Annotated in this window: 20 protein-coding genes; all 20 read right to left on the reverse strand. The window is 46.3% G+C overall.

Annotation, left to right across the window (positions count from 1 at the left end):
• Nucleotides 1-13: 13 nt before the first annotated feature.
• Nucleotides 14-1,918 (reverse strand): heparinase II/III domain-containing protein, encoded by a 1,905-nt coding sequence (locus BM358_RS00395; protein WP_028542368.1) that lies wholly within the window; start codon nt 1,916-1,918, stop codon nt 14-16.
• Nucleotides 1,919-2,124: 206 nt separating this feature from the next.
• Nucleotides 2,125-3,117: a cation diffusion facilitator family transporter gene (locus BM358_RS00400; RefSeq protein WP_023988369.1), complete on the reverse strand. Its 993-nt coding sequence runs from the start codon at nt 3,115-3,117 to the stop codon at nt 2,125-2,127.
• 259 nt (nt 3,118-3,376) lie between these two features.
• Nucleotides 3,377-3,646 (reverse strand): 30S ribosomal protein S14, encoded by a 270-nt coding sequence (gene rpsN, locus BM358_RS00405; protein WP_028542369.1) that lies wholly within the window; start codon nt 3,644-3,646, stop codon nt 3,377-3,379.
• A 262-nt stretch (nt 3,647-3,908) separates the two neighbouring features.
• Nucleotides 3,909-4,877: an ABC transporter ATP-binding protein gene (locus tag BM358_RS00410; RefSeq protein WP_028542370.1), complete on the reverse strand. Its 969-nt coding sequence runs from the start codon at nt 4,875-4,877 to the stop codon at nt 3,909-3,911.
• A complete protein-coding gene (locus BM358_RS00415) occupies nt 4,870-5,853 on the reverse strand; it encodes an ABC transporter ATP-binding protein (protein ID WP_028542371.1) in 984 nt (327 codons plus the stop codon). Before BM358_RS00415 ends, BM358_RS00410 begins: the two co-directional genes overlap by 8 nt.
• 13 nt (nt 5,854-5,866) lie before the next feature.
• The gene (gene opp4C, locus BM358_RS00420; RefSeq protein ID WP_023988365.1) at nt 5,867-6,793 is read right to left on the reverse strand and encodes an oligopeptide ABC transporter permease; all 927 of its coding nucleotides are present in this window, start codon (nt 6,791-6,793) and stop codon (nt 5,867-5,869) included.
• A 15-nt stretch (nt 6,794-6,808) separates the two neighbouring features.
• Entirely contained in the window at nt 6,809-7,762 is a 954-nt protein-coding gene (locus tag BM358_RS00425) for an ABC transporter permease (RefSeq protein WP_023988364.1), read from the reverse strand.
• A 107-nt stretch (nt 7,763-7,869) separates the two neighbouring features.
• On the reverse strand, nt 7,870-9,591 hold the full coding sequence (locus tag BM358_RS00430; protein ID WP_028542372.1) for an ABC transporter substrate-binding protein: 1,722 nt from the start codon (nt 9,589-9,591) through the stop codon (nt 7,870-7,872).
• A 202-nt stretch (nt 9,592-9,793) separates the two neighbouring features.
• A complete protein-coding gene (locus BM358_RS00435; protein WP_028542373.1) occupies nt 9,794-10,729 on the reverse strand; it encodes an ArsR family transcriptional regulator in 936 nt (311 codons plus the stop codon).
• Between the two features lie 250 nt (nt 10,730-10,979).
• Nucleotides 10,980-12,389 carry a discoidin domain-containing protein gene (locus BM358_RS00440; RefSeq protein WP_028542374.1) on the reverse strand — a complete coding sequence of 470 codons (1,410 nt, stop codon included), beginning with the start codon at nt 12,387-12,389 and terminating at the stop codon, nt 10,980-10,982.
• 371 nt (nt 12,390-12,760) lie between these two features.
• Nucleotides 12,761-13,696: a dockerin gene (locus BM358_RS00445; RefSeq protein ID WP_023988360.1), complete on the reverse strand. Its 936-nt coding sequence runs from the start codon at nt 13,694-13,696 to the stop codon at nt 12,761-12,763.
• A gap of 187 nt (nt 13,697-13,883) precedes the next feature.
• Complete coding sequence (locus BM358_RS00450; protein ID WP_023988359.1) at nt 13,884-15,041, reverse strand: amidohydrolase; 1,158 nt, start codon at nt 15,039-15,041, stop codon at nt 13,884-13,886.
• Nucleotides 15,042-15,097: 56 nt separating this feature from the next.
• Nucleotides 15,098-16,114: an LLM class flavin-dependent oxidoreductase gene (locus BM358_RS00455; RefSeq protein ID WP_028542375.1), complete on the reverse strand. Its 1,017-nt coding sequence runs from the start codon at nt 16,112-16,114 to the stop codon at nt 15,098-15,100.
• Nucleotides 16,115-16,129: 15 nt separating this feature from the next.
• Entirely contained in the window at nt 16,130-16,882 is a 753-nt protein-coding gene (locus BM358_RS00460) for an amino acid ABC transporter ATP-binding protein (protein WP_023988357.1), read from the reverse strand.
• Nucleotides 16,879-17,589 carry an amino acid ABC transporter permease gene (locus BM358_RS00465; RefSeq protein WP_023988356.1) on the reverse strand — a complete coding sequence of 237 codons (711 nt, stop codon included), beginning with the start codon at nt 17,587-17,589 and terminating at the stop codon, nt 16,879-16,881. Before BM358_RS00465 ends, BM358_RS00460 begins: the two co-directional genes overlap by 4 nt.
• Nucleotides 17,586-18,365, reverse strand: a complete 780-nt coding sequence (locus BM358_RS00470; protein WP_023988355.1) for an amino acid ABC transporter permease — start codon at nt 18,363-18,365, stop codon at nt 17,586-17,588. Before BM358_RS00470 ends, BM358_RS00465 begins: the two co-directional genes overlap by 4 nt.
• A 76-nt stretch (nt 18,366-18,441) precedes the next feature.
• Nucleotides 18,442-19,293, reverse strand: coding sequence for a transporter substrate-binding domain-containing protein (locus tag BM358_RS00475; RefSeq protein WP_028542376.1), 852 nt, complete (start codon nt 19,291-19,293; stop codon nt 18,442-18,444).
• Between the two features lie 160 nt (nt 19,294-19,453).
• Nucleotides 19,454-20,344, reverse strand: a complete 891-nt coding sequence (locus BM358_RS00480; protein ID WP_028542377.1) for a LysR family transcriptional regulator — start codon at nt 20,342-20,344, stop codon at nt 19,454-19,456.
• 108 nt (nt 20,345-20,452) lie between these two features.
• Entirely contained in the window at nt 20,453-20,983 is a 531-nt protein-coding gene (gene ssuE, locus BM358_RS00485) for an NADPH-dependent FMN reductase (protein WP_028542378.1), read from the reverse strand.
• Between the two features lie 17 nt (nt 20,984-21,000).
• Entirely contained in the window at nt 21,001-22,341 is a 1,341-nt protein-coding gene (locus BM358_RS00490) for an LLM class flavin-dependent oxidoreductase (protein ID WP_023988352.1), read from the reverse strand.
• Between the last annotated feature and the right edge of the window lie 140 nt (nt 22,342-22,481).

Here is a 22,481-nt window from a genome sequence, read left to right on the forward strand (position 1 = left end):
TTCAAAATGAAAATTAATGTATGGTAAAAAACAGATTACAATCTACGCTTGCAGAACCGTTCCATTGATTGGAGTCCAGTTGCAGCGATGTTTTATAAAACACAAAAGGAACTCCGTCATGATCTATGTGCTTCACAGCCTCCAACCCCGCCCGCAGCACGCTGGCATCATAATCTAACCTGACCCCTGCGTTCGCTCCCTTCCATTCCACGAAGCCTGCTCCCAGATTAGGCTGAATACGACTGATCAAAAGCTCCTCCACATCCCGTGACTTCATGCTCACGCCAGACGTTTCAAACTCAAAATGATCTGTGACGGTAAGCCTTGCCCCCTCGTTTCCCTCCAGCACATTCCATGTAAAGGAGCGGGTGAAGACTGCCAATTCTTCTACAGGATAAGCAGATGTCAAATCAAGCTTAAGCCTTGTGCCCGTCTGTACCTCCTCCTGCTCATCCAAAGCAATATCCAGCACAGCCGCCTTTGCCTGTGCGCCCGATTGCTGCATAGTCCCATTGATGACAGGCACGGAATGACCGCCGGAGGAGATATTAATAATCGACTCTCGTCCCGATGAAAAATAGGCTTTCGTGTACAAGCCTGCTCCCAGATCGCACAATATATTTTCGCCACCGCCATGAAGGATGAAATGTCCAAGATCGTTATGATTGTGCGGTTCATTGTTATGCCCAGCCTTCGCTGAAAATGCAAGCATGACACCTGGTTCACCCTTTTGGCTTTCGGGTCCACTATGGCTGGAACTGCAGCTGCGGCACATCAGCCAACCGAGTTGCGGCAAATAATTGGTAACGGTCTCACCGCTCCCGAATGCCAGAGGATTCGTCCAGACCAAGTTGCGCAATACATGAGCCCAGCGGCGACAGGGGTCTTCCAACAGACCAGGTACGCGGAAAGGGAGTGTAGATGGTCGTCCTTGCAAAGAATTCAAATGAGAAATGAGTCCGGAAGGCAATCGTTCCGTTTCACTACTGTCCGAATAATTAGCGAAAATGCCATCCGACAGATGAACCCGCTCTGCAAAGGCTGCGATTTGCCTAACCTTTTCCGAGTTCAGAATATCCACAGTTCCCTCGGTAAACTCACGCAGCATATCGGCAAAATAAGTGAAATAACCAAAGCCGTATACCCAGTAACCTACGCCTTCGGGACATCCCCCATCCTCTCTGTAGCCTGCCAAAAAACAATCCAGCGCGCCCAGCATACTCTCGATGGCTACCGCTCTGGAAAAGTCGTCTTCTACCAGCAGCAATGCTGCAATTCCGCAACCGGAAGCACATACTGCCGACCAATTATGATCTGCGGTTTCCCATCCAAAATGACGAGGCTTCCAAAAAACGGGTTCCAGCACACGACGTTCAATCTCTTCGTGCACCTGAGCGACCACATGGCTAGCCAGTTGTTCTCCTAGCAGCAATAAAATTTCAACCAGCGTTTGTGCTGTTTCGGACGCGAATAAATCCACCTGCTGCCAAGGCGGTGTTACTGTGTCCTCTTCATTGACATGTGCAGGAAGCGCCCATGTGTACTCGCTACATATGTCCAGCAGACCGCTTTCCACCTCTTTCATCTTTCGAGGCTCCGGCTTGACAACAGCTTCAAGCACTATAGCAACCAGTCGTCCACGCCGTTCAAAGTACACATCCTCATACGGCTTGCGCTCTCCTGTATTAGTAAATTCCCGAAACAGAGACAACGGCAGTTCAGGCCATGATGTTTCCCGATTATCTTTACAGACACGCACAATATCCATCCAAAGTTCGGCGTATATCGGCTCAGAGACAGTCGTCCGCAGCCTTTTTGTCCAATTACTCCTTAACCGTTGCCTTGCTGAATCCTGCATGCCGCCAGCCAGCGCCTTAACGAGCCGCGAAGCAGGCCAAGCCTTCCTCAGAAGACTCATTTGCATTTCCTCCCCATGAGAAGCATTTGTTTCACCTTCTTTTTTGTTAACGCTTTCATTGTATCTAACAATCATCCTAAATTCAAAGGGGTAGTAAAACAATTGAGAAAAAGTAAAAGAACCTCCATGCCCCGTTGCTGTGGTCATGGAAGCTCTTATTTTACACTATTGCCAATCCCCGTCCAGATTCGCTTTGATCATTTTTTCTAAACTGTGGGTTTCTCTTGTTTCCACTTTCTAATCCCGTCATCTTCCAGAATACCCAATGCTGCATCTGAGATATTAGGATCACGTAGCAAAGCGTCCTCGACTCTAAATTTAATATCGTCAGCATCTGCCAGCGTCATGCCCGGTGTAAGCTCAATCAACCCTTCCACGTGATAGTAGCGTCCCTCCTGTAAAATACGCATTTGATAAATATCCGTTACATGTGTATCTGCTAGAATAATGGAAGCCACACGTTCTTCGATATCAGGAGGAGCAGATACACCAATCAAGCCTACCATGTTGTCGTAACCGACCCGGAAAGCAACACCGACCATCAGACAACCGATGAGTATACTCGAAATTCCGTCCAGCAGTTTAAAATCTGTCAGCGATGTGACCACCACTGCTAGCAGAGCAAGTACTCCACCCGTTGTTGCTACCAAATCTTCATAAAACACCAGCCGGGTTGGCGGTGCAGCACGCCCCACATGGCGGAACGCAGTGGTGAAAATGCTTAGCCCCTTCGCTTCTACTCTGGATTCATGCAGCACTTCTTTCATCGCTTTGCTCCATACAAATCCGTCCACCACTAGTGACAAAATCAGCACTACTACATTAATCCAAAATCCATGTGTAGATTCAGCCGGATGCTGCAGCAAATGAATGCCTTCCAATGCGGTTTCATAGGCCATAATCGTTACAACAATAACGGCAACCATACAAAACAGGTTAATCACTCGTCCAAAGCCGGTAGGAAAGCGTTTTGTCGGTTTTTTCTCTGCCAGTACACTGCCCGCGAATACAAACATTTGATTCACTGCATCCGCAATGGAATGCATCATCGTAGCAAACATAGAGCCGCTGCCTGTCAAGGCAAAAGCAATCCCCTTAATCAGAGCAATGCCGGTATTACCTAACGCCGCCGAGCCCGAGGATTTGTTTCCTTTTTTGACCATACTCCAAAAGGAGTCCTCTCTCTGTTTCACTTCCATCTTGTAGCTCCTCCTGAGGTATACATAATCTGATATATCCACATTATGTAATCGTTTGTTATGTATATTTTTAACCCGTCCATATTCTACCTAACCATCTAAGGAGAATCAATACAAACGATAATATTTTCCATGGAAAAGGAATGCCCCATGTCCCCCTACGACATGAAGCATTCCCGTTACAACCTTCTATAAGACATATCCTCAGGTTAACAACACAGATAATCTCCATGCGCTAACGATCGACATAAGTGCCTGTTTACCAGCTTGATTTCGTAATTCCTGGAATTTGGCCTTTATGTGCCAACTCGCGGAACGCGATACGAGACAGCTTGAATTTGCGCAAGTATCCTCTAGGTCTGCCCGTCAGCTCACAACGGCTTTTCAGGCGGGTTGGAGATGAGTCACGCGGAAGCTTTTGCAAAGCTTCGTAGTCCCCTTTTGCTTTCAATTCACGTCTCAGGTCCGCATATTTAGCTACAATTTCCTGGCGTTTCTTCTCTTTTACGACTTTTGACTTCTTGGCCATGTAAAGCTCCTCCTTGTGATATATGCCAATCATGAAGGTTCACCATCACTACCGCGAGATTGATGAACACGGATATGGACATGATTTTATACCTTAAATAGTAATCATTACGATTACTATTTAATATAACGCTGCTCCAGGTGTGTTGTCAACCCAAGCTGTTTGAATCACGACATTAAAAAGCCGTTGAAACAGCAGCCCCCTTCACTCTTGTGAACGGTCTGCCGTTTCAACGGCTTTAAAATTTGCTGACTGACTTTGTTCATTCAGCCAAATGGCAAGCTACCCAGTGATCTGGACGAGCCTCACGATAGAGTGGAATCTCTTTGGAGCAACGGTCGATTGCAAAGGGGCAGCGAGTATGGAACTTGCAGCCCGAAGGCGGATTAACCGGACTTGGAATATCCCCCTTGAGCAAAATACGTTCTCTCTTCAGCTTCGGCACCGGAATAGGTACAGCCGACAGCAACGCCTTCGTATACGGATGCAACGGATTCCCGAATAGCTCGTCACGCGATGCCGTTTCGACCATGGAGCCTAAATACATCACGCCAATACGGGAACACAAATGTTCCACCACGCTCAAATCATGCGAGATGAACAAATATGTCAGACCCCGTTCGGCCTGCAATTTGGCGAATAGGTTAATAATCTGCGCCTGTATGGACACATCCAGCGCTGATACCGGCTCATCAGCGATAATTAGATCCGGCTGAAGCGCCAGCGCTCGGGCAATGCCGATCCGTTGGCGTTGACCTCCCGAAAATTCATGGGGAAAACGGTCGATATGATACTCTGACAATCCACATAGCTTGAGCACGTCCAGCACAATCTGCCGGACCTCCTCCTTCGTTGCTATACCGTGATCCAGTAGCGCCTCACCAATGGCATCACCAATCCGTACACGCGGATTCAGCGAGCTATATGGGTCTTGAAAGATCAGCTGAATTTTGGGACGAAGTTCCTGCATCCCTTTGTCAGACAAGCTGTGCAGATCCACCCCTTTGTATTTTACGGTACCGTCCGTTTTATCCGTCAATCTAACAATCGTGCGGCCCACCGTGCTTTTACCGCTCCCCGATTCCCCTACCAATCCGAAGGTTTCACCCTGACGGATCGTAAAGCTGATATCGTCTACCGCCCGCACATGTCCTGAAGTACGGTTCATAAACCCGGACTTCACCGGAAAGTACGTTTTTAAGCGGTCTATTTCCAACAACGGCTCAGCCATGAACAACCGCCTCCTCATATAACCAGCAGGATGCTTTCTGCTGAGCTGAAACTTCTTTTAATGTAGGCTCCTTTACACGACAAATGTCCATGCACTGCCCACAGCGGTCATGAAAATAACAGGAAGTCGTCAGCTCCAGCGGATTAGGTACCTGCCCGGGAATGGAATACAGTTCCTCTTGGCGCTGGTTAAGCACCGGTTTGGATTTTAGTAACCCTTGTGTATAAGGATGCTTGGGATGATTAAACAGCTGTACCACTTCGCCTTCCTCGACGATCTTGCCTGCATACATCACAATGACGTAATCGGCCATTTCAGCGACAACACCCAGATCATGGGTGATTAGCATGAGCGACATATTGGATTGGGCTTTAAATTCACGCAGCATATCGAGGATTTGCGCCTGAATCGTTACATCCAGAGCGGTGGTTGGCTCATCCGCGATAAGCAGCTTGGGACCACAAGAAACAGCAATTGCAATCATAATTCGCTGCAGCATCCCCCCGCTCAGCTCATGCGGATAACTTTTTAAAATCTGCTCCGGCCGGGATATACCGACCTGTTCGATCAGCTCCAGTGCTCGCTTACGAGCTTCCTTACGGCCCATTTTCAAATGCTCAATCAGTGGTTCGGATAGCTGTTCACCAATGGTCATGACCGGATTCAATGAAGACATCGGCTCCTGAAAGATCATGGATATTTCATGTCCGCGAATCGTGCGCATCTCATTTCTGCTAAGCTCTATCAGATCGGTTTCCTCAAAGCGGATGCTTCCGCCTGCCACTTTACCACCGGGACTCTGGATCAGCCCCATGATGGACATCGCAGTAATACTTTTGCCGCATCCCGATTCACCGACAATGCATACCGTTTCCCCTGGCTTCACACGGAAGCTGATATCATCCACCGCTTTAACCGTTCCTTCTTCTGTATAAAAATGAGTGCTTAAATGTTCAATAGAAAGTAAATTGTCCATGGTGTATGATCACCTACCTCTTATGTTTCGGGTCAAGTACATCCCTCAGCCCGTCACCAAAAATATTAATAGCGATGACTGTAGCAAAAATAGACAGTCCTGGCGGTATCCACAACCACGGACGTTGCTGAAAATCCAGTACATTGTTAGCGGCATCAATCATGTTGCCCCAAGTCGGTGTTGTGGGCAGCACGCCAAGGCCAAAGAAGCTGAGCACAGATTCACTCAGGATGGCTCCGCCAATATTCAATGTAGCGATAACGATCAACAACGGTAAAATATTCGGCAGCAGATGCTTGAACAGCTTTCGACGATTCGAGAGTCCCAGTACCGTCGCGGCTTGCATAAATTCACGTTCCCGCAAACTAAGCATCTGGCCCCTCACCATCCGTGCAATCCCCGGCCAGTTGACCAGACTAAGCATCAGCATGACAATATACATCCGTTGATCGGGTGGAACCTTCCAGTCAGATAGCAGCGCGCCCATAATAAATAGCAGGGGCAAACTGGGAATCGTCAGCAGCAAATCAGCAACGCGCATAATAATCTGATCCGCAATCCCGCGAAAATATGCGGATATGACCCCCAGCGTAGCCCCCAAAAAGACTGACAATACCATTGAAGCCAAACCCACGGTAAGAGAAATTTGACCTGCTTGCATCACACGTGTCAACACATCCCGCCCCAGCTTGTCTGTTCCTAACCAGTGATGGATATTTGGCGCCTTGTTCATCATTAATATATTTGTTTTATTATCGGAATAAGGAGAAAATAGCGGACCGATAAAACAGAGCAAAAACATAAATACCACGACAAGCAGACCAGCCATAGCAAGCTTGTTTCTGAACAGCTGCCGGAGCGCTTGCTGCCACATTGAAGATTTAACAGTTGTTCGCAGTCTGCCGCTGCTCTTGCTCAAATTACTGCTCACGGATGACATTCCTTAGCCCCCTTCTTACACTTTCACACGCGGGTCCGCGATGCGATACAAAATATCGGACAACAGTGTTCCGATAACGCTCAATATGGCAATTAGCATCGTAAAGCCCATAAGTAGTGGATAATCCCGGAGCGAAAAGGATTGCATGTACAACTGACCGATTCCTGGCCAATTAAAAATCTTTTCAATAATCAGGGACCCGCCAAACAGCGCAGGTAATTCGAAGCCAACGAGCGTAATGGCAGGCAGCAATGCATTTCTCAATGCGTGCGTAAAAAGTACCTTTCTTTCCTTTAAGCCCTTTGCACGGGCTGTGCGTATATAATCCTGCTGGATCACGTCGATCATATTGCTACGGAAGTAGCGGGTCAACGACCCCAGTCCCAGCAACGTCATAACGATCACTGGCAAGGTCATATGCTGGAGAACCTCCTTCACATACTCCATACCTGTAGCGTTACTCCCCGTATTAAGCATGCCACCGGGTGGCAACCACTTCAGGTCAACTGCTGCGATTTTAATCAGATACAACCCGATAAAAAATGAGGGCACAGACATGGCAGCGAAAATCACCACCATTACCAGAGTATCAAACCATGAATACTGCTTATAAGCAGCAACCACACCGATAATGACCGCGATAAACCAGGTCAGGAAGGTCGATACAACTGCCAGCAAAAACGAGTTCCAGATATACTCATTAAATAAGGTCAGCACCGGCTTTTGCTGGGCAAGCGAATAACCAAAATTTCCATGCAGCGCATTGCCCAGCCAATTTCCATAGCGTTCAAGAATAGGCTTATTCAGGCCGTAAATTTCCCTCAGCTCCGCCTTTCTCTCTGGCGACAGCTTCAGATTGCCGCTAATGAAATCTCCCGGTGTCATGGCATACAGGAAAAAAATCATCATCGAAGCGGCCAACAAAATAATAACCATATACGTCAGTCTTTTCGTTAAAAACGAGCTCATGACAGACTCCTTTCAATTCAAGGTCAGGCTACTCATTACGTTTCCCCTATTTGGGAGGCCCCTTGATCCGAACCTGATGTTCTTCACAAGGGGCCCGCAAATGTGGCTTATTTAAGGGACCATTCGAACAGATTACCAGACAAGCCAATGAACGGACTGACCTTTACATGTTCCATCCGACCATTGTAGGCATACACCGTCTTCTTATAGTTGGTAAAAATTACGGGCAATTCATCGTTTAGCAGCACATATAATTCTTGATATATTTTCTTGCGTTCTTCCATATTCGTCGTAGACAAGCCTTTTTCATACAGCTCTTTTACCTTTGGATTGTTATATCCCTTGACTTCTCCATTGACGAATTGCTCGATTCCATCTGATGGATCTGTCAGCATGCCTGTCGAAAAGGCGGCAAGATCATAATCCTTACCTTCTACTTTGGCGACCATTGCATTAAAGTCTGCAAAGATTTCCGGCTGTAGGTCAACACCAATCGCTTTGTAATTTTCAGCCGCAAGCGCAATAAAGGTATCTGTTTCTGGACGTTTAGAGGTCAGCAGGTGAATGGTCAGCTTCTGACCGTTTTTCTCACGGATGCCATCACTACCTTCTGCCCAGCCCGCTTCATCCAGCAGCTTTTTCGCTTGCTCTGGGTCGTAGTTATATGGATTGATTCCATCGGTCGTGTAAGACCAGAATATTGGGGAAGCTGGAATGTTTGCGACCGCCCCTGCTCCCTGAGCTGCGTCGACATAAATGCTTTTCCGATCCAGTCCATAGGTCAATGCTTGACGAACCTTTTTATCCTTAAGCTTTTCATTTTCAAGATTTACTTGCAAATATCCGTAAGTGCTAGGGGTATACGGCAAAATGTTTAAAAAGCCAAGCCCTTTTAGTTTGTCGATATTTTCCTGAGTTGCGGTGAATTGAGCAAAATCGGTATCGCCTGTTTCTATGAATTGCCAAGCGTCGCCTTCTGCTGTTTTGTAAATGAAATGCTGTGTTTTCGGTTTGCCTTTGAAAAAGTGATCATTCGCCTCCAGACGAACTTCTTGCCCTGGAATGAACTTTTCCAACTTATAAGCCCCATTTCCCAGAGGGCTACTATGTAAATTTTTAAAATAATCCAGCTGTCCGAACTTGTAATCCTTGCCGTAGTAGGCTTTGGACAGTACATAGTCACCCAGAATCGGCAGAGCCAGCGCGTTTGGTTTTTCTAACGTCGCAGAAATGGTCTGCGCATCAATCACCTTGATTCCTTCAATTTGTTTTGCCTTGCCTTCCGTATAGTCTTTGCCGCCTTTAATGTTCAGCTTTCGGATTTGGCTGTCACCAGGATAGGCTTTGTCATAGATCAACGTCCAGGTAAAAGCGACATCCTCTGCTGTCAAAGGAGAGCCATCACTGAATTTTGTACCGGGAACCAGATGAAACGTGTACGTTAGATTATCCTTAGAAATATCCCAGCTCTTAGCCAGATTGGGCAGCGGAAGCCCCTTCTCGTCTACCGTGACCAGCGGAGTCCACAACTGCGAAATCACGTTGCCGTCATAGCCGCTTTGGTTAAAATACGGAGTAAACACCCCGGCTGGGTCAGTCAGACCAACAATAATCGTGTCGCTTCTCTTTTTGGACACTTCCGGCAATTTGGATAAATCTGAAGCTTGTACCAGACTTGTTAATGGCTGCGCTGTAGCGGCTGTCTGTGCGACATCACTATTTTGCGAAGTAGCATCATTAGCGCTATCTGATCCACCACTAGAGCAAGCTGCTAATAAGGTAGAACTTGCCAGAAGTAGACTGCTGAGTAGAATAATTCCCTTTTTCAAAATAATCCCCCCGAGTTAATTTAGTAAATTCCGATCGAACAAGTTGTAATTAATAAGATAAATCTCATTATAGGAATCTATTCCGGTTCTGTAAAGAGAGAACTCCATTTTTTATGTAAAAAAATAGACGTCAACTCATCTGGATTCCAAATGATCGACGTCTTTTTGTTTAAAGTGTTAAAGTCTAACTGGTGCGTACAGCCTAATTTCGCTCCATATAGCCAAGAATGCTTCGATGCATTTCATCCACAGCCGAAAGCCGTGCGCTATATCCGAGTAATGTTTCGCCATCAAAATGTGCATGGATGAAGCCAGAGGCCCGGAGCTTAAAAATATGGTCGTGGGTGATTCCCTTGGACAGCTTGAGATGACGGACAATCTCAATAAAGGTTCGTGGAGACTGGCTTTGATACAAATATTTTAAAATCTTAAGCCTGCTCTTCTCCCCCAAACTTCGGATCATTCGATATTCCTGTGGGGATAAAAAATCGTCCTCCTGAACATAAATCCCTGCCGAATAATGGCACAACAGGAGCGACCCAAATCGATAAATGATATTAATCGGCTGAAAATGGTATTGAGGCACCAGCAACACCCGTGTCAGCCCTTCGGAAGGCTCGAACCGGAAGCCATTAGTGGTACGATCCACCCACTCCATAGAGCTATATACGCCCCTCTCCTTATTTCTCCGTTCAGCTTCCTGTTCCAGACCGCTTAGAATACTTGTATCCACATGGCGGAAATACTCCTCGTCCCAGCCAGATAGCAGTTGCAAAGCAAGTTTGCGAAGCTTCTCCATGTCGTCAGGCAGCGAGACCCCATAGGCTGATGCCTGTTCATTTAATTCCTGTACAGTCCGGTTCTCCAGACGATCTACGACTTCTTTAACGTTCCCCTGATCAGAAAGCATACAGACGAGTCCATAAATAACCTTCCAATCTGCATTGATTTCCATGGACTCCAGCAATTTGGACAAACCTGGAGACAGCGTTCTACGCACTTGCTCCGCCCACCCGGCTGATAAATCGGTCTTCTTGTAAGCCTTGCGGCAAATAAAGGTGTGTAAGCTGCTGAGCAGCTCAAACACCGGTCCATATGCTACATGTACATCGTAAGGAGCATTCACGTCGTGACTCATCGCTTTCTGTCCTCTTTTCTTTCATGTCTGATGTCCATTATACATACTATCGTACACCCGTTCATTCTTAGTGATCCATTCATACGAGAATTTAGCAAAACACAGATACAAATATGAAGGAAACAAGCATCATAATCAAGACGAAAAAAAAGCCTGATCTCATCAGACTCTAACTGTTCAGCTATGAATTAAAAAAGGTTGTCTCCCACAAATATCGCAGGAGACAACCTTTGGACAAATAATATGATGCTTAAAGTTTGTTAGCTGCTACTTTCCACTCTAATATTCCTGTGGATGCTGAACCTTTGGATACCATTTCAATTCTTAATTTCGTTGTTTTTACAGGCGTAAAAGTGGTCGTATTATACTGGTCTGCCGAAGTACCCAATCCATTAGCCTGCTTGACATTGGACCAGCTACGACCATTCCAATACTTAATCTTGTAAGACTTAGGAACATCAATGCCAGCGCCATCTTTAAACCAATAGACATCCGTTTGGGATATCGTATATTCTTGATCAAAATCATATTGGACCCATTGTGTACCTGTCTCAGGCCAGTTACCATATACAGCATGACTTCTATCGTTGGAATTGGCAGGTTCAAATCCATCGTTTAGCGCGCTTACATTTTCCCAAGATGAAGTATAAGAGCTGCTAGCCGTTGCCGCAGGTGCTATGTTCACGATTTCATCAGGATCTGTTTCAATTGGGCCATCGTCGTCTTTAGTCGTGATTGGGAAACGAGCCGTATCCTTTTTGATTTGACTCCAGGTATAACGCAGCATCCAAACATCCCAGTCGGTGATATGATCGGAATTGCCGGCCCACATAATGGTGTTCGTTGGGAATCCACCTGGTGGACGCTCATGTTCTTCATAAAAATCGTTTAACCCAAATCCGTGACCAATTTCATGTTCAGTAATCTCAATCTCATCAGCGTTCACCGTACTCAGAACGTATTCATCATTCATACGCTGTCCCCAGTCGCCGCCGGCTCCCCCGCCAAAATTTTCTGTGGCCCAGAGATACATATCAAAGCGTTTATCCAATCCACCCGGATACGAATAGTTCGGGTCCGAAAAATGCTCAAACCGGGATATTTCATTAGGCGCAACTGGAAGCGCAGCAGGAATTTCCGGTTTTTCAGAAGCTAGTGTATCTGTAATGGTATCCGTATAAATGACCTCGTCAGGCTGCTTGTTCAGGAGCAGTGAAGGATCGGCAACAGCCCAGCCTACCACTTTTACTTTAATATTCTTATAGGGCCAACCGTCATATCCTTGAAGATGATCTGTCCAATGGTTCATCTGCCGATCTATCATTTTAGCAATATCCTGGCGTTGCTTCAGTGTGACGGGCTTAGAGGATTGCCAGCGTATAACATAATTAAGAGTCCCTTTTCCCGCAAAAATTTGATCAAAAATCGTATTTTTACGAACCGTCGAGCCTTCAGTCAACATCCTATTCTTCCAAACCCATTCCACTGAGGATTTGAGATAAGCTGGCATATCAGCTAACGTCGAATCACCCGTTGCCGCAACCACAGAATCCCCGTTTAGATGAGAATCCGCTGATACAAAACTAGCGTTTCCCATCAGTAATGAACTAGCAATGACTACTAAAAAAGAAGCCATCATCATTCCTTTTCTGTTCAACATGTATGTACCTCCATATCCATTTGTATTATTGCAATAGTTTTCTTGAAATAACTATCTCTATCACCTCTCTTTTCGTGTTTGCGAACTAATCTAGGAGATTAAGAGTACACTATCAAATCTCCTTGTCGTTTTTTGTAAATAATCACAAATCATATTATCACTGGATTATTGCATCGTCAATATTTTCCTTAATGATTTAAATTAGTCATTTTAATCGTATCTTGGAACATATACTTGATCTTTGCATGCACAAAACTGGTATTTTATAAAATGAAAAAACCGTTTATTCACTAAATCAATTCCACCATAGAATTTGATTTTGGAACAAACGGCTCTATTTATAAGCTTTTTTCACACTACTCTAGCATTTTTTAGCGGTTAGGAAAACGAGAGGTATCCTTCTTAACCTGGCTCCAGGTATAACGCAACATCCAGGTATCCCACTCTGTTATTTTAGGGGAATTTCCGGCCCACATAATAGTTGGCACAGGAAACCCACCGGGTGGACGCTCATGTTCTTCATAGAAGTCAGGCAAGCCGAATCCATGCCCCATCTCGTGCTCTGTAATCTGGATTTCATCCGAATTCAAGGTGTTCAGGATATAATCATCAGGCATACGTTGCCCCCAATCCCCGCCGGCTCCGCCTTGAAAATTGGACGTTCCCCATAAGTACATATCAAACCGCTTGTCCAGGCCACCTGGGTAAGAATAGTTAGGGTCCATAAAATGTTCAAATCTCGATAGTGCGTTAGGAGCAACTGGAAGTTTAGCTGGAATATTCGGGTCTGTTTTACTTAAGTCATCCGTAATGGTATCCGTGTAAACGATTTCATTAGATTGTTTGTTAAGAATCTGTGATGGATTCGCAACGGCCCAGCCTACTATTTTTACTGTAATATTGTTATAAGGCCAGCCATCATACCCTTTCAACTGCTTATTCCAATTATTGATTTGGCGACTCAGCATGGAAGCCATATCTTTACGCTGCTGAAGAGTGATATTTTTAGAGGATTGCCAACGCACTACATAATTTAGCGTTCCTTTTCCCGCATAGATTTGATCAAAAATCAAATTTTTACGGTTGGTGGAGCCTTCTTTGACCATTCTATTCTTCCAAACCCATTCTACCGATGGCTTAAATTTAGCAGGTATATCAGCAGCAGCCAAATTAATATTTGTCGACGCTATATCAGAAGTGCTTTCCAAATCTGAGGCTGCTGAACCAACGTTAGCCCCGCCAACCAGTAAAGAAGCAGCCACTACTAATGAAAAAGAAGCCATGATCATTCCATTTTTCTTCGGCATTTATTTAACCTCCATACCTTTTATTTTTACGAGACATCTAAAAGGACAACGCCTACTCTCTTATTACACCCACTCTCGTTTTTGAATAAAATTACAATTTTATACTATCATTGGAATGATATAGCGTCAAACAAAAATATCCCCTCTACAAGGAGGGGATAAGTATCCATAGACTAGGCTTGCACTCCTACTCTATGGATATCAATGCCGATTCTGCCAGTGAAGCCAGTAGCTTCGCTGTTCCGGGCAACGCGCGTTCGTCCAGATCAAAGGCAGGATGATGCCATTCCTGGCTTCCCGCAGTGCCGACAAAGACAAATACACCGGGGATGTTCTTCTGATAAAACCCAAAATCCTCGCTCGCCGAGGATGGTATGGGACGAACTACGTCCAGACCGACCGCTTCTGCCGCCTCCTCCGCGATGACGGCCAACTTACCGTCGTTCAGCACAGGCGGCGGACCCTCGATCCAGCGGATGGATGCTTTCGTGCCGAAAGCATCCGCAACGCCTTTTACGACCTGCTCGAAGCGCTCAGTCACCTGGGCGCGAACATTTTCGTCAAATGTGCGAATTGTTCCGTCCAAATGGGCGCGGTCAGGAATGATGTTCCAGGCGTTACCACTGTGCAGCTTCGTGACGCTAATGACCGCGCTATCCAGCGGATTAACGCTCCGACTCACAATGGATTGCAGCGCCGTAATGATATGTGACGATACCACGATGGGGTCAATCCCTGCATGCGGCACTGCCGCATGTGTGCTCAGACCCTCCACCTCGATGTAAAAACCATCCGCCGCTGCCATTAGCGGACCTTCTTTGATGCCGACCGTGCCTACGGGCAGGTCCGGCTTGTTATGTAGGCCAAATATGGCCTGCACCCCTGCCAACGCACCGCTGTCCAGCACTTGGGCAGCGCCTTTGGCCTTTTCCTCAGCTGGCTGGAACACCAGCCGAACCGTGCCTTTCAGCTCCTGCTCCCGCTGCTTCAACAATACGGCTGCTCCTAACAGGGATGCGGTATGAAAATCATGCCCACAGGCATGCATCTTGCCGGGATGCACCGAAGCATAAGGCAATCCCGTCTCTTCCTGAATAGGCAACGCATCAATGTCTGCACGAAGCGCGACAGTTGGTCCCTCCTGCTGTCCGCCGATTTCCGCTACTAATCCGGTACGCAGCGGCACATCCAGAATGGTTATGTTCTGTTCTTCCAGCAGACGGCGGATAAAGGCGGTAGTTTCAACCTCCTCGTTAGATAACTCGGGATTTCGATGCAGATGGCGGCGAATGTCCACCAGCTTCTGCTCCAAAACCTGCTCCTTCGTCCCGGTTGATCCACTCATCCCTATTCCTCCTTCGTGAACCCAAAATAGTTACAATTCTCTCAGACCAACAACATCTAGGACTGCACAGGCAACCCGGCAAAAGCTTCATGCAATAACTCGAACGAGCGCACGCGCTTGTGTATATCCCTTATTCCTGTCGTAACAATTAGCTCATCGGCCTGATACTTCGCTTGAATTTCCGTCAACACAGCATAGATTTCGTCTTTATTCCCTTTGTTAATTTGCGCTTGTGTAGCTTCAATTGTATATTCTTCACCTGATTGCTTGCCGAACTCTTCTGCACTTTCCAGCGTGCCCACCGTAGCCGTCTTGCCACTGGCCAGATGAATTTTGTACAACTTGTGCTCCCCTGCTAACTCCGCAGCTTCCTCGGAAGTGTCCGCTACGATGACTGAAAGCGCAAAAAGAGCTTTCGGCTCACGTCCATAACTATAATCGAAAGACTCCCGATACGTACGGAATGATTCCAATGCAATCTGCTCATTACTATTGATAAATTGCGAGAAAACGTAGGGCAACCCCAAACGCGCAGCAATTTCAGCACTGTCTGTACTTGTACCCAAAACGTAAATATCCGCTGGTGTTTCTGGAATCGGATTCGCCTGTAACCCGGCTAACGGTCCTTCTTCAGACGGAATATTATGAATATAGCGACTTACTTCATCAATTTTTTCTTCGAGAGAAGGCGCGTCATGAACGTTTCGTTGTAACGCCTGTGTGGATTTCGGCAACCCGCCCGGCGCGCGTCCAATTCCCAAATCTACGCGACCCGGTGCAAGAGAGGACAGCACATTAAAGTTTTCAGCTACTTTATAAGGGCTGTAATGCTGAAGCATCACTCCACCAGAACCGACTTTAATACGTTCAGTGCGTGCCAGCAAATGGGAAATGAGTACCTCTGGCGAAGAGCCCGCAACCTGCTCGGAATCGTGATGCTCTGATACCCAGAAGCGCGTAAACCCCAATTCCTCTACACGCTGTGCTAGCTTAATCGTATTACGAAGGGCCTGCGCTGCCGTTTCCCCCTCGTGTATAGGGCTTTGATCCAACACTCCGATTTTAATACTCATGTCTCCCTCTCCCGTCTAAATTGAATAGTTATATTCCGGTGTAATCCGTTTCAGGAATTGTTTGGTACGTTCCTCTTTGGGGTGGTTAAAAATGTCGTCCGGTGTGCCTTCCTCGATAATATGACCGCCATCCATAAATACCACATGATTTGAAACATCGCGCGCAAAGCCCATTTCATGTGTAACGACAATCATTGTAATGCCTTCCTTCGCAATCTTGCGGATCACCGACAGCACCTCACCCACCAATTCAGGGTCCAGCGCCGAAGTCGGCTCATCGAACAAAATCACTTCCGGGTTCAGCGCCAAGGCACGCGCTATGCCGACACGCTGCTGCTGCCCGCCGGATAGCTGGCTTGGATAATGATTCAGCTTTTCACCCAGACCGACCTTTTCCAGCACTTCAATGCTAATTTTTTTCGCTTCCTCCTGCTTGACCTTACGGACAACGACAAGTCCCTCCATGACATTTTCCAGCGCTGTTTTATGCTTGAACAAATTGTATTGCTGGAAAACCATAGCCGTCTTTTGACGTAGAGCCAAAACATCCCTCTTCGCAGGTCGCTTGCAGTTCACTGTAAAATCGCCAATGCTGACTTCCCCATCATTCGGCTTTTCCAGATAATTAATGCAGCGTAGCAGAGTCGTTTTTCCTGAACCGCTCGGGCCTAAAATAACGACGACCTCGCCTTTGTTCACGGTCAAATCAATGCCTTTGAGCACTTCATGTTTGCCGAACGACTTCGTAATATTTTGCAGACGGATCATGATGCTCGACCTCCATTAAACACATTGATTTTTTTCTCCACCAAGCCGGATATTCGCTCAATTAATACCGTCAAGCCCCAAAATAGCAGTGCAGCCGCGATATATACCTCTAAATATTTCCAGTTGGTAGATGCCAGAATTTCAGCCTGTGCCTGGATTTCTGTGACCGAAACCGTGAAGGCCAAGGTAGAGCCATGAAGCATCCCAATAACGGAATTCGTCAGGTTTGGCAAACTCACCACGAACGCCTGCGGAAATACAATCCGTCTCAGCACTTGCCACGTCGTCATACCAACGGCATAAGCCGCCTCGATTTGCCCCTTGTTGACCGATTGGATTCCAGAACGGACGACCTCAGACATATACGCGCCACTGGTAATGGAAAACGAAATGAGTGCAAATACCATATAAGGAACATCTTTGGAATGCAGAGGCCAGCCGAAATGCTTCGCTCCCGCATCAATCAACAAAGGCAAACTGAAATAAATAAGCAGCAAATGCATCAGCATCGGTGTGCCACGGATAAAGGTAACGTAACCGTGAGAAATTTGGGACAACACAGGAACCTTATAGATTCGCGCCAGTGCCGTTATAATACCGATGACCAACCCTGCCAGTACGGAAACCACCGTAATAATTAAAGTGTTGGGCAGCGCGGAGAACAACCCTAAAAAGGCAGTATATATAAATCCAAAATCCAGACTCATATGCCTTTACCTCCTTTACTAAGACGAGGACTTCTCAGGTAGCGCACCACAAAACTTTTTCGTTTCTCGGGTTCTTTCTGTACTGCATCCCGATGCTCGTGCCGGAGAAGCGTATTTTCCAGCACCTTGAACAATTTTTGTAAAATCAGACTGATCACCAGATAGATAAGGGATAACGCGATATAGGTTTCAACAAAATGCTGGGTAGCCGACCCTAATGTCTGTGATTTCCCTGTCATCTCCATCGCTCCGATCGTAAATGCCAGCGAAGTATCCTTCAGATTGCCAATCACCAGATTGGAAAATACCGGAACCACCACAGCCAGCGCTTGCGGCATTATGATACGTGTAAAGGTCTGGTAGCCTGACATGCCGACGGACTGCGCAGCCTCGATTTGTCCTCGATCTACTGCCTCTACTCCTGACCTGATAATTTCGGAAATAAAGGCTCCACTATTGAGCGCGTAGGTCGCTACGGCAAACCACAGCACATCCCATCTGGAGGAATTGATATCCACCAGCTTTAGTAGCTCTGGCAGGCCGTAATACACCAGAAACAATTGGATTAGAATAGGTGTTCCGCGAAAAAAGGAAACATACACTTGAGAAACACGTTTGAGAAATGGAATGTTATACATGCGAGGCAGCGCAACCAACAGACCAATGATAAGCCCCAATACAAGCGAGCTTGCCACAATAAACAAGGTGATGTGTAAGTAAGACAGCATTTTCGGGATAAAGCTAAAAACATAGTCAATATTGAACTCTCTGCTCATATGCCTGCCTCCTTTCTATACATCAGCGGTCAGAATACATAGAGTACCCTGACCGCTGAAATGTCCAAGTCTATCCTTACTTCTTACTGCTGCTACCTTCTTTTTTCACATCTTCCAGAGACTTAGTGAAATCCTCTCCAAGCCATTTAATGCTCAGCTTCGACAGCGTACCGTCGTCCTTCACTTCCTGAATGGCTTTGTCTAGGTCATCCGCCAACCCTTGCTCATTTTTGTTCAGTACATACAGTACATCCGATTGAGTCAAAGGATCACCAACGGTTTTCAGAGCTACTTCTCCTTTTTCATCGGTGTTAAAACGGTTCGCAAAGTCTGTCGTAACGGTAGCATCTATACGGCCGCTCGTAATTTGTTGCACCGTATCATTGGCTGCACCACTCGTATAAACGATATTCAGGGCATCTCCGTGGGTTTTGTTATACTCTTTCAGCACATACGCCGCATTACTGGTTGGGCTGGTGAGTACCTTTTTCCCTTTCAAATCATCAATTGAATGAATGGTATTGTTATCCTTCGCTACAGCGACTCTGTTCAGAAAAATGCTATACGGATTTTTGTTGAACAGATACTTGGCTTCGCGCTCCGGGTTTTTTTCCATTTGATGCGATACCAGATCAATCTTGCCGGCATCGAGACTTAGCAGCAAATTTCCAAAGTCCATCGTTTTGAATTCAAATTCGTATTGAGGCAGGCGCTTGTCCAGCTCCTTAATCAGCTCCACATCAAAACCTGTTAAATTTCCGTTTTCGTCAATAAAGCATACATTTTTGAATTGAGTACCTGTGCCTACGATAATTTTCTTCACGTCTCCGCTTGAACCTGACGCGCTAGACGCGTTATCTGAGGAACCGCAGCCTGCCAACACCAGGATGATTGCCATAACAGACAATATTGCAAACCACTTTTTCATATGAATCCCCCTCATCTCTTTGTATATCAGCAGTTTGCGACATACATGGTAGCTACAACATCCAATAATTCATAATTCCTATAAGCTTAATTGGTTTTAGGATGTGATTAATTTAACACCTGGAAACCTATACGTCAATCCACCAAGCTATAGAACATTCCTATAACAAAACAGCACCCCGGAAACCTTCTGTCAGTGCATCTGCAAAATCCGAGGTCACTGCACAGTCTTCTTTGGTCGCTATTATGCTAATCTGCATAGACACCCCAGCTACCTCTGGAACATGGATACGGAACAGTTTCTGATCTTTCACTTCACGGTTCACACAGACATCCGGCAAAAAGGCAATACCCGCTTCTTCCAATACCAGCTTTTTGGCCGTGACCACATTGTCTACCTGAAAAGCAATGTCCGGTGGCTGCTCCAGTGATTCAAAAGCGCGATGAATCCTCATCCAATCTAGTGATCCGCATTCGAAAAATACCAGTGTTTCACGTTGAATATCCTGTATGCTGGCCTTTCCTGTTTTCATAAACGGATGGCCGTTGTATACATACAGGGAAATCGGATCTTCATAAAAAGCAAGCGTACGGATAGCCGGATGCATCACTTTACGGACAAAACTAATGTCTACCTCACGGTTCAACAGTTTATGTACCAGTTGATCCGTCGTAGCCGTCACAATTTTGTAGTTAACCTCTGGATAACGGGCACGAAGCTGCTTTAATATCTCAGGAATGATGTAGTTCGACACCGATATCGTGCAGCCAATTCGAATTTGCTGAGGGGCTTTCTTACGCTGTTGGAGCTTTTGCTTCCCTTTTTGCAGCACCTGAAGCATCTGCTCCGCATAAGGAAGAAACTTTCGTCCATCCTCCGTCAGAACCGTTTGCTTGCTTTGGCGGTCGAACAGCTTGCATTCTAGCTCGCGCTCTAGCGTCTGAATCCGTGCTGTAACGGAGGGCTGGGACAAGAACAAGGCTTCTGCCGCCTTGTTAAAGCTCCCATAATGATTCACGTATACAAAGGCTTCCATATTCTCGATATTCATACGTAAGTCCCCCAGTAAGTTTTATATACATTTATCCAATATGTTAACTTGGTTTTTTTGTATCATAAAACTCACTGAACGACCTGTCAATGGAAATATTGAAAATATCTATAATTTTAATAGCTCATTTAGTTCTTTAACAGAACGTTCCAACCGTGCAACCAATTCTTCGGACAACCCGTATGCTCCATCTGGTAGACGTTCGACCCACTGATCCACTGCATACACCCCGCCAAGAATATGTCTTCCGCCCAGTGCATTAATAACCGGCTTCAAGGCATAGTCAATGACCAGCAGATGAGCCAGCGTACCTCCGATAAATAAAGGCAGGACAGGTTTCCCTCTTAGCCCCTCCTGCGGAACCAAATCCAGGAATATTTTCAATAATCCTGAATAGGACGCCTTATAGACTGGAGAAGCCACAATAACGGCATCCGCTGCTGCAATCAATGCAAGTGATGCTGTGACGTCGGGGCTGTTAAAGTTAGCTGTGACCAGATCCTCAGCTGGCAAGTCAACCGCATTCAGTAATGTAACCTCCGCTCCAGCCTGCTGCAACTGCTCCGTTGTATAGTTAATCAAGCCGTATAAACGGGATTGTGTAGACGGACTGCCTGATAGGATGACAACCTTGGACATATTTTTTCCTCCTTCTGTTATGCGTCAACCTTCACTTTAGATTTGGCTGCTGTATAGCGGTTCTCAGGAATAGGCACGCCCAGGTTTTCACGTAGTGTGCTAAATTCATAATCCTGACGGTAAATACCGCGTTCCTGCAAAATAGGCACAACCAGATTTACGAAGTCATGCAGACCCGATGGTACATCAGAACCAATGATGAATCCGTCTGCTCCTTTTCTTTCAAACCACTCCTGCACTCGATCCGCCACCTGCTCAGCGGTTCCGATAAAAGAGGTTCTCGGCGTAGCTGAACGCAACGCAACCTCGCGTAAGGTCAAGTTTTGTTCCTTGGCTACTCGTTTGATTTTATCTGTACCGCTGCGGAACGCATTGCTGCCAATACCATCAAGCTCAGGGAATGGCTCATCCAGCGGATATTGTGAGAAATCATGATGATCGAAGAAACGTCCCAAATATTTTAACGCAGCCTCAATCGTCACCAGATTAGTGATCTCTTCATACTTACGTTCCGCTTCCTCCGTCGTGCTGCCAATAATCGGCGATATGCCCGGCAAAATGACAATATCCTCTTCGGATCTGCCATAGCGTACCGCACGTTCTTTCACATCACGATAAAACTGCTGCGCTTCCTCTAACGTTTCATGTCCTGTAAATACAGCATCCGCTTCCTTGGCGGCCAGGTTTTTGCCATCCTCCGAGGAACCTGCCTGAAAAATAACCGGCTGTCCCTGCTTGGATCGTCCAATGTTCAGTGGACCCTGCACAGAGAAAAACTCACCTTTATGGTTCAATGTATGCAGCTTTTCAGGATCAAAGAATACGCCGGCTTCCTTATCACGAACGAACGCATCCTCTTCCCACGAGTCCCACAGTCCTTTGGTAACCTGTAAATATTCCTCTGCAATTTTATAGCGCTGCGGATGCGACGGGTGCTCGCCTTTGCTAAAGTTAAGGGCAGAGCCTTCCAGCGGAGAAGTTACCACATTCCAACCTGCACGACCTCCGCTAATATGATCAATGGAAGAAAACTGGCGTGCTACCGTGAACGGTTCGCTATAGGAAGTCGACAGTGTGCCGACCAGTCCGATATGCTTCGTCACCCCAGCCAAAGCGGACAGAATCGTAATTGGTTCAAAACGGTTCAGAAAGTGGGGAATGGATTTTTCGTTAATGAACAGGCCATCTGCGATAAATACGAGGTCAAACTTTCCTTCCTCTGCCTTTTGCGCCTGCGTTTTATAAAATTCAAAGTTAACACTCGCATCCGCAGGTACTTCAGGGTGACGCCAAGTCGTCATGCTTCCCCCAACACCGTGAATAATCGCACCAAATTTAATTTGTCTATTCTTAGCCATAACTCTTCCACCTCTCTTGAACATAATTGTTATCCTACGGCTATCATTTTTTTAGGGTAGCTAGGCTGCTAATGGTTTGTAGGGCAGTCTCCGCTACTTATTTTGAATAGGCAGCGGAGCAACTGATCCTTTTCCTATTG

Origin of the sequence: Paenibacillus sp. cl130, from assembly GCF_900116035.1 — a bacterium.
In the GTDB taxonomy this organism is placed as follows: Bacteria; Bacillota; Bacilli; order Paenibacillales; family Paenibacillaceae; genus Paenibacillus; species Paenibacillus polymyxa_B.

What these genes read in the sequence shown, in the direction of transcription:
- BM358_RS00395 (WP_028542368.1), bottom strand. Translation starts at nt 1,918, where the DNA reads ATGAGTCTTCTGAGGAAGGCTTGGCCTGCTTCGCGGCTCGTTAAGGCG.
- BM358_RS00400 (WP_023988369.1), bottom strand. Translation starts at nt 3,117, where the DNA reads ATGGAAGTGAAACAGAGAGAGGACTCCTTTTGGAGTATGGTCAAAAAA.
- rpsN (WP_028542369.1), bottom strand. Translation starts at nt 3,646, where the DNA reads ATGGCCAAGAAGTCAAAAGTCGTAAAAGAGAAGAAACGCCAGGAAATT.
- BM358_RS00410 (WP_028542370.1), bottom strand. Translation starts at nt 4,877, where the DNA reads ATGGCTGAGCCGTTGTTGGAAATAGACCGCTTAAAAACGTACTTTCCG.
- BM358_RS00415 (WP_028542371.1), bottom strand. Translation starts at nt 5,853, where the DNA reads ATGGACAATTTACTTTCTATTGAACATTTAAGCACTCATTTTTATACA.
- opp4C (WP_023988365.1), bottom strand. Translation starts at nt 6,793, where the DNA reads ATGTCATCCGTGAGCAGTAATTTGAGCAAGAGCAGCGGCAGACTGCGA.
- BM358_RS00425 (WP_023988364.1), bottom strand. Translation starts at nt 7,762, where the DNA reads ATGAGCTCGTTTTTAACGAAAAGACTGACGTATATGGTTATTATTTTG.
- BM358_RS00435 (WP_028542373.1), bottom strand. Translation starts at nt 10,729, where the DNA reads ATGAGTCACGACGTGAATGCTCCTTACGATGTACATGTAGCATATGGA.
- BM358_RS00440 (WP_028542374.1), bottom strand. Translation starts at nt 12,389, where the DNA reads ATGTTGAACAGAAAAGGAATGATGATGGCTTCTTTTTTAGTAGTCATT.
- BM358_RS00445 (WP_023988360.1), bottom strand. Translation starts at nt 13,696, where the DNA reads ATGCCGAAGAAAAATGGAATGATCATGGCTTCTTTTTCATTAGTAGTG.
- BM358_RS00450 (WP_023988359.1), bottom strand. Translation starts at nt 15,041, where the DNA reads ATGAGTGGATCAACCGGGACGAAGGAGCAGGTTTTGGAGCAGAAGCTG.
- BM358_RS00455 (WP_028542375.1), bottom strand. Translation starts at nt 16,114, where the DNA reads ATGAGTATTAAAATCGGAGTGTTGGATCAAAGCCCTATACACGAGGGG.
- BM358_RS00460 (WP_023988357.1), bottom strand. Translation starts at nt 16,882, where the DNA reads ATGATCCGTCTGCAAAATATTACGAAGTCGTTCGGCAAACATGAAGTG.
- BM358_RS00465 (WP_023988356.1), bottom strand. Translation starts at nt 17,589, where the DNA reads ATGAGTCTGGATTTTGGATTTATATATACTGCCTTTTTAGGGTTGTTC.
- BM358_RS00470 (WP_023988355.1), bottom strand. Translation starts at nt 18,365, where the DNA reads ATGAGCAGAGAGTTCAATATTGACTATGTTTTTAGCTTTATCCCGAAA.
- BM358_RS00475 (WP_028542376.1), bottom strand. Translation starts at nt 19,293, where the DNA reads ATGAAAAAGTGGTTTGCAATATTGTCTGTTATGGCAATCATCCTGGTG.
- BM358_RS00480 (WP_028542377.1), bottom strand. Translation starts at nt 20,344, where the DNA reads ATGAATATCGAGAATATGGAAGCCTTTGTATACGTGAATCATTATGGG.
- ssuE (WP_028542378.1), bottom strand. Translation starts at nt 20,983, where the DNA reads ATGTCCAAGGTTGTCATCCTATCAGGCAGTCCGTCTACACAATCCCGT.
- BM358_RS00490 (WP_023988352.1), bottom strand. Translation starts at nt 22,341, where the DNA reads ATGGCTAAGAATAGACAAATTAAATTTGGTGCGATTATTCACGGTGTT.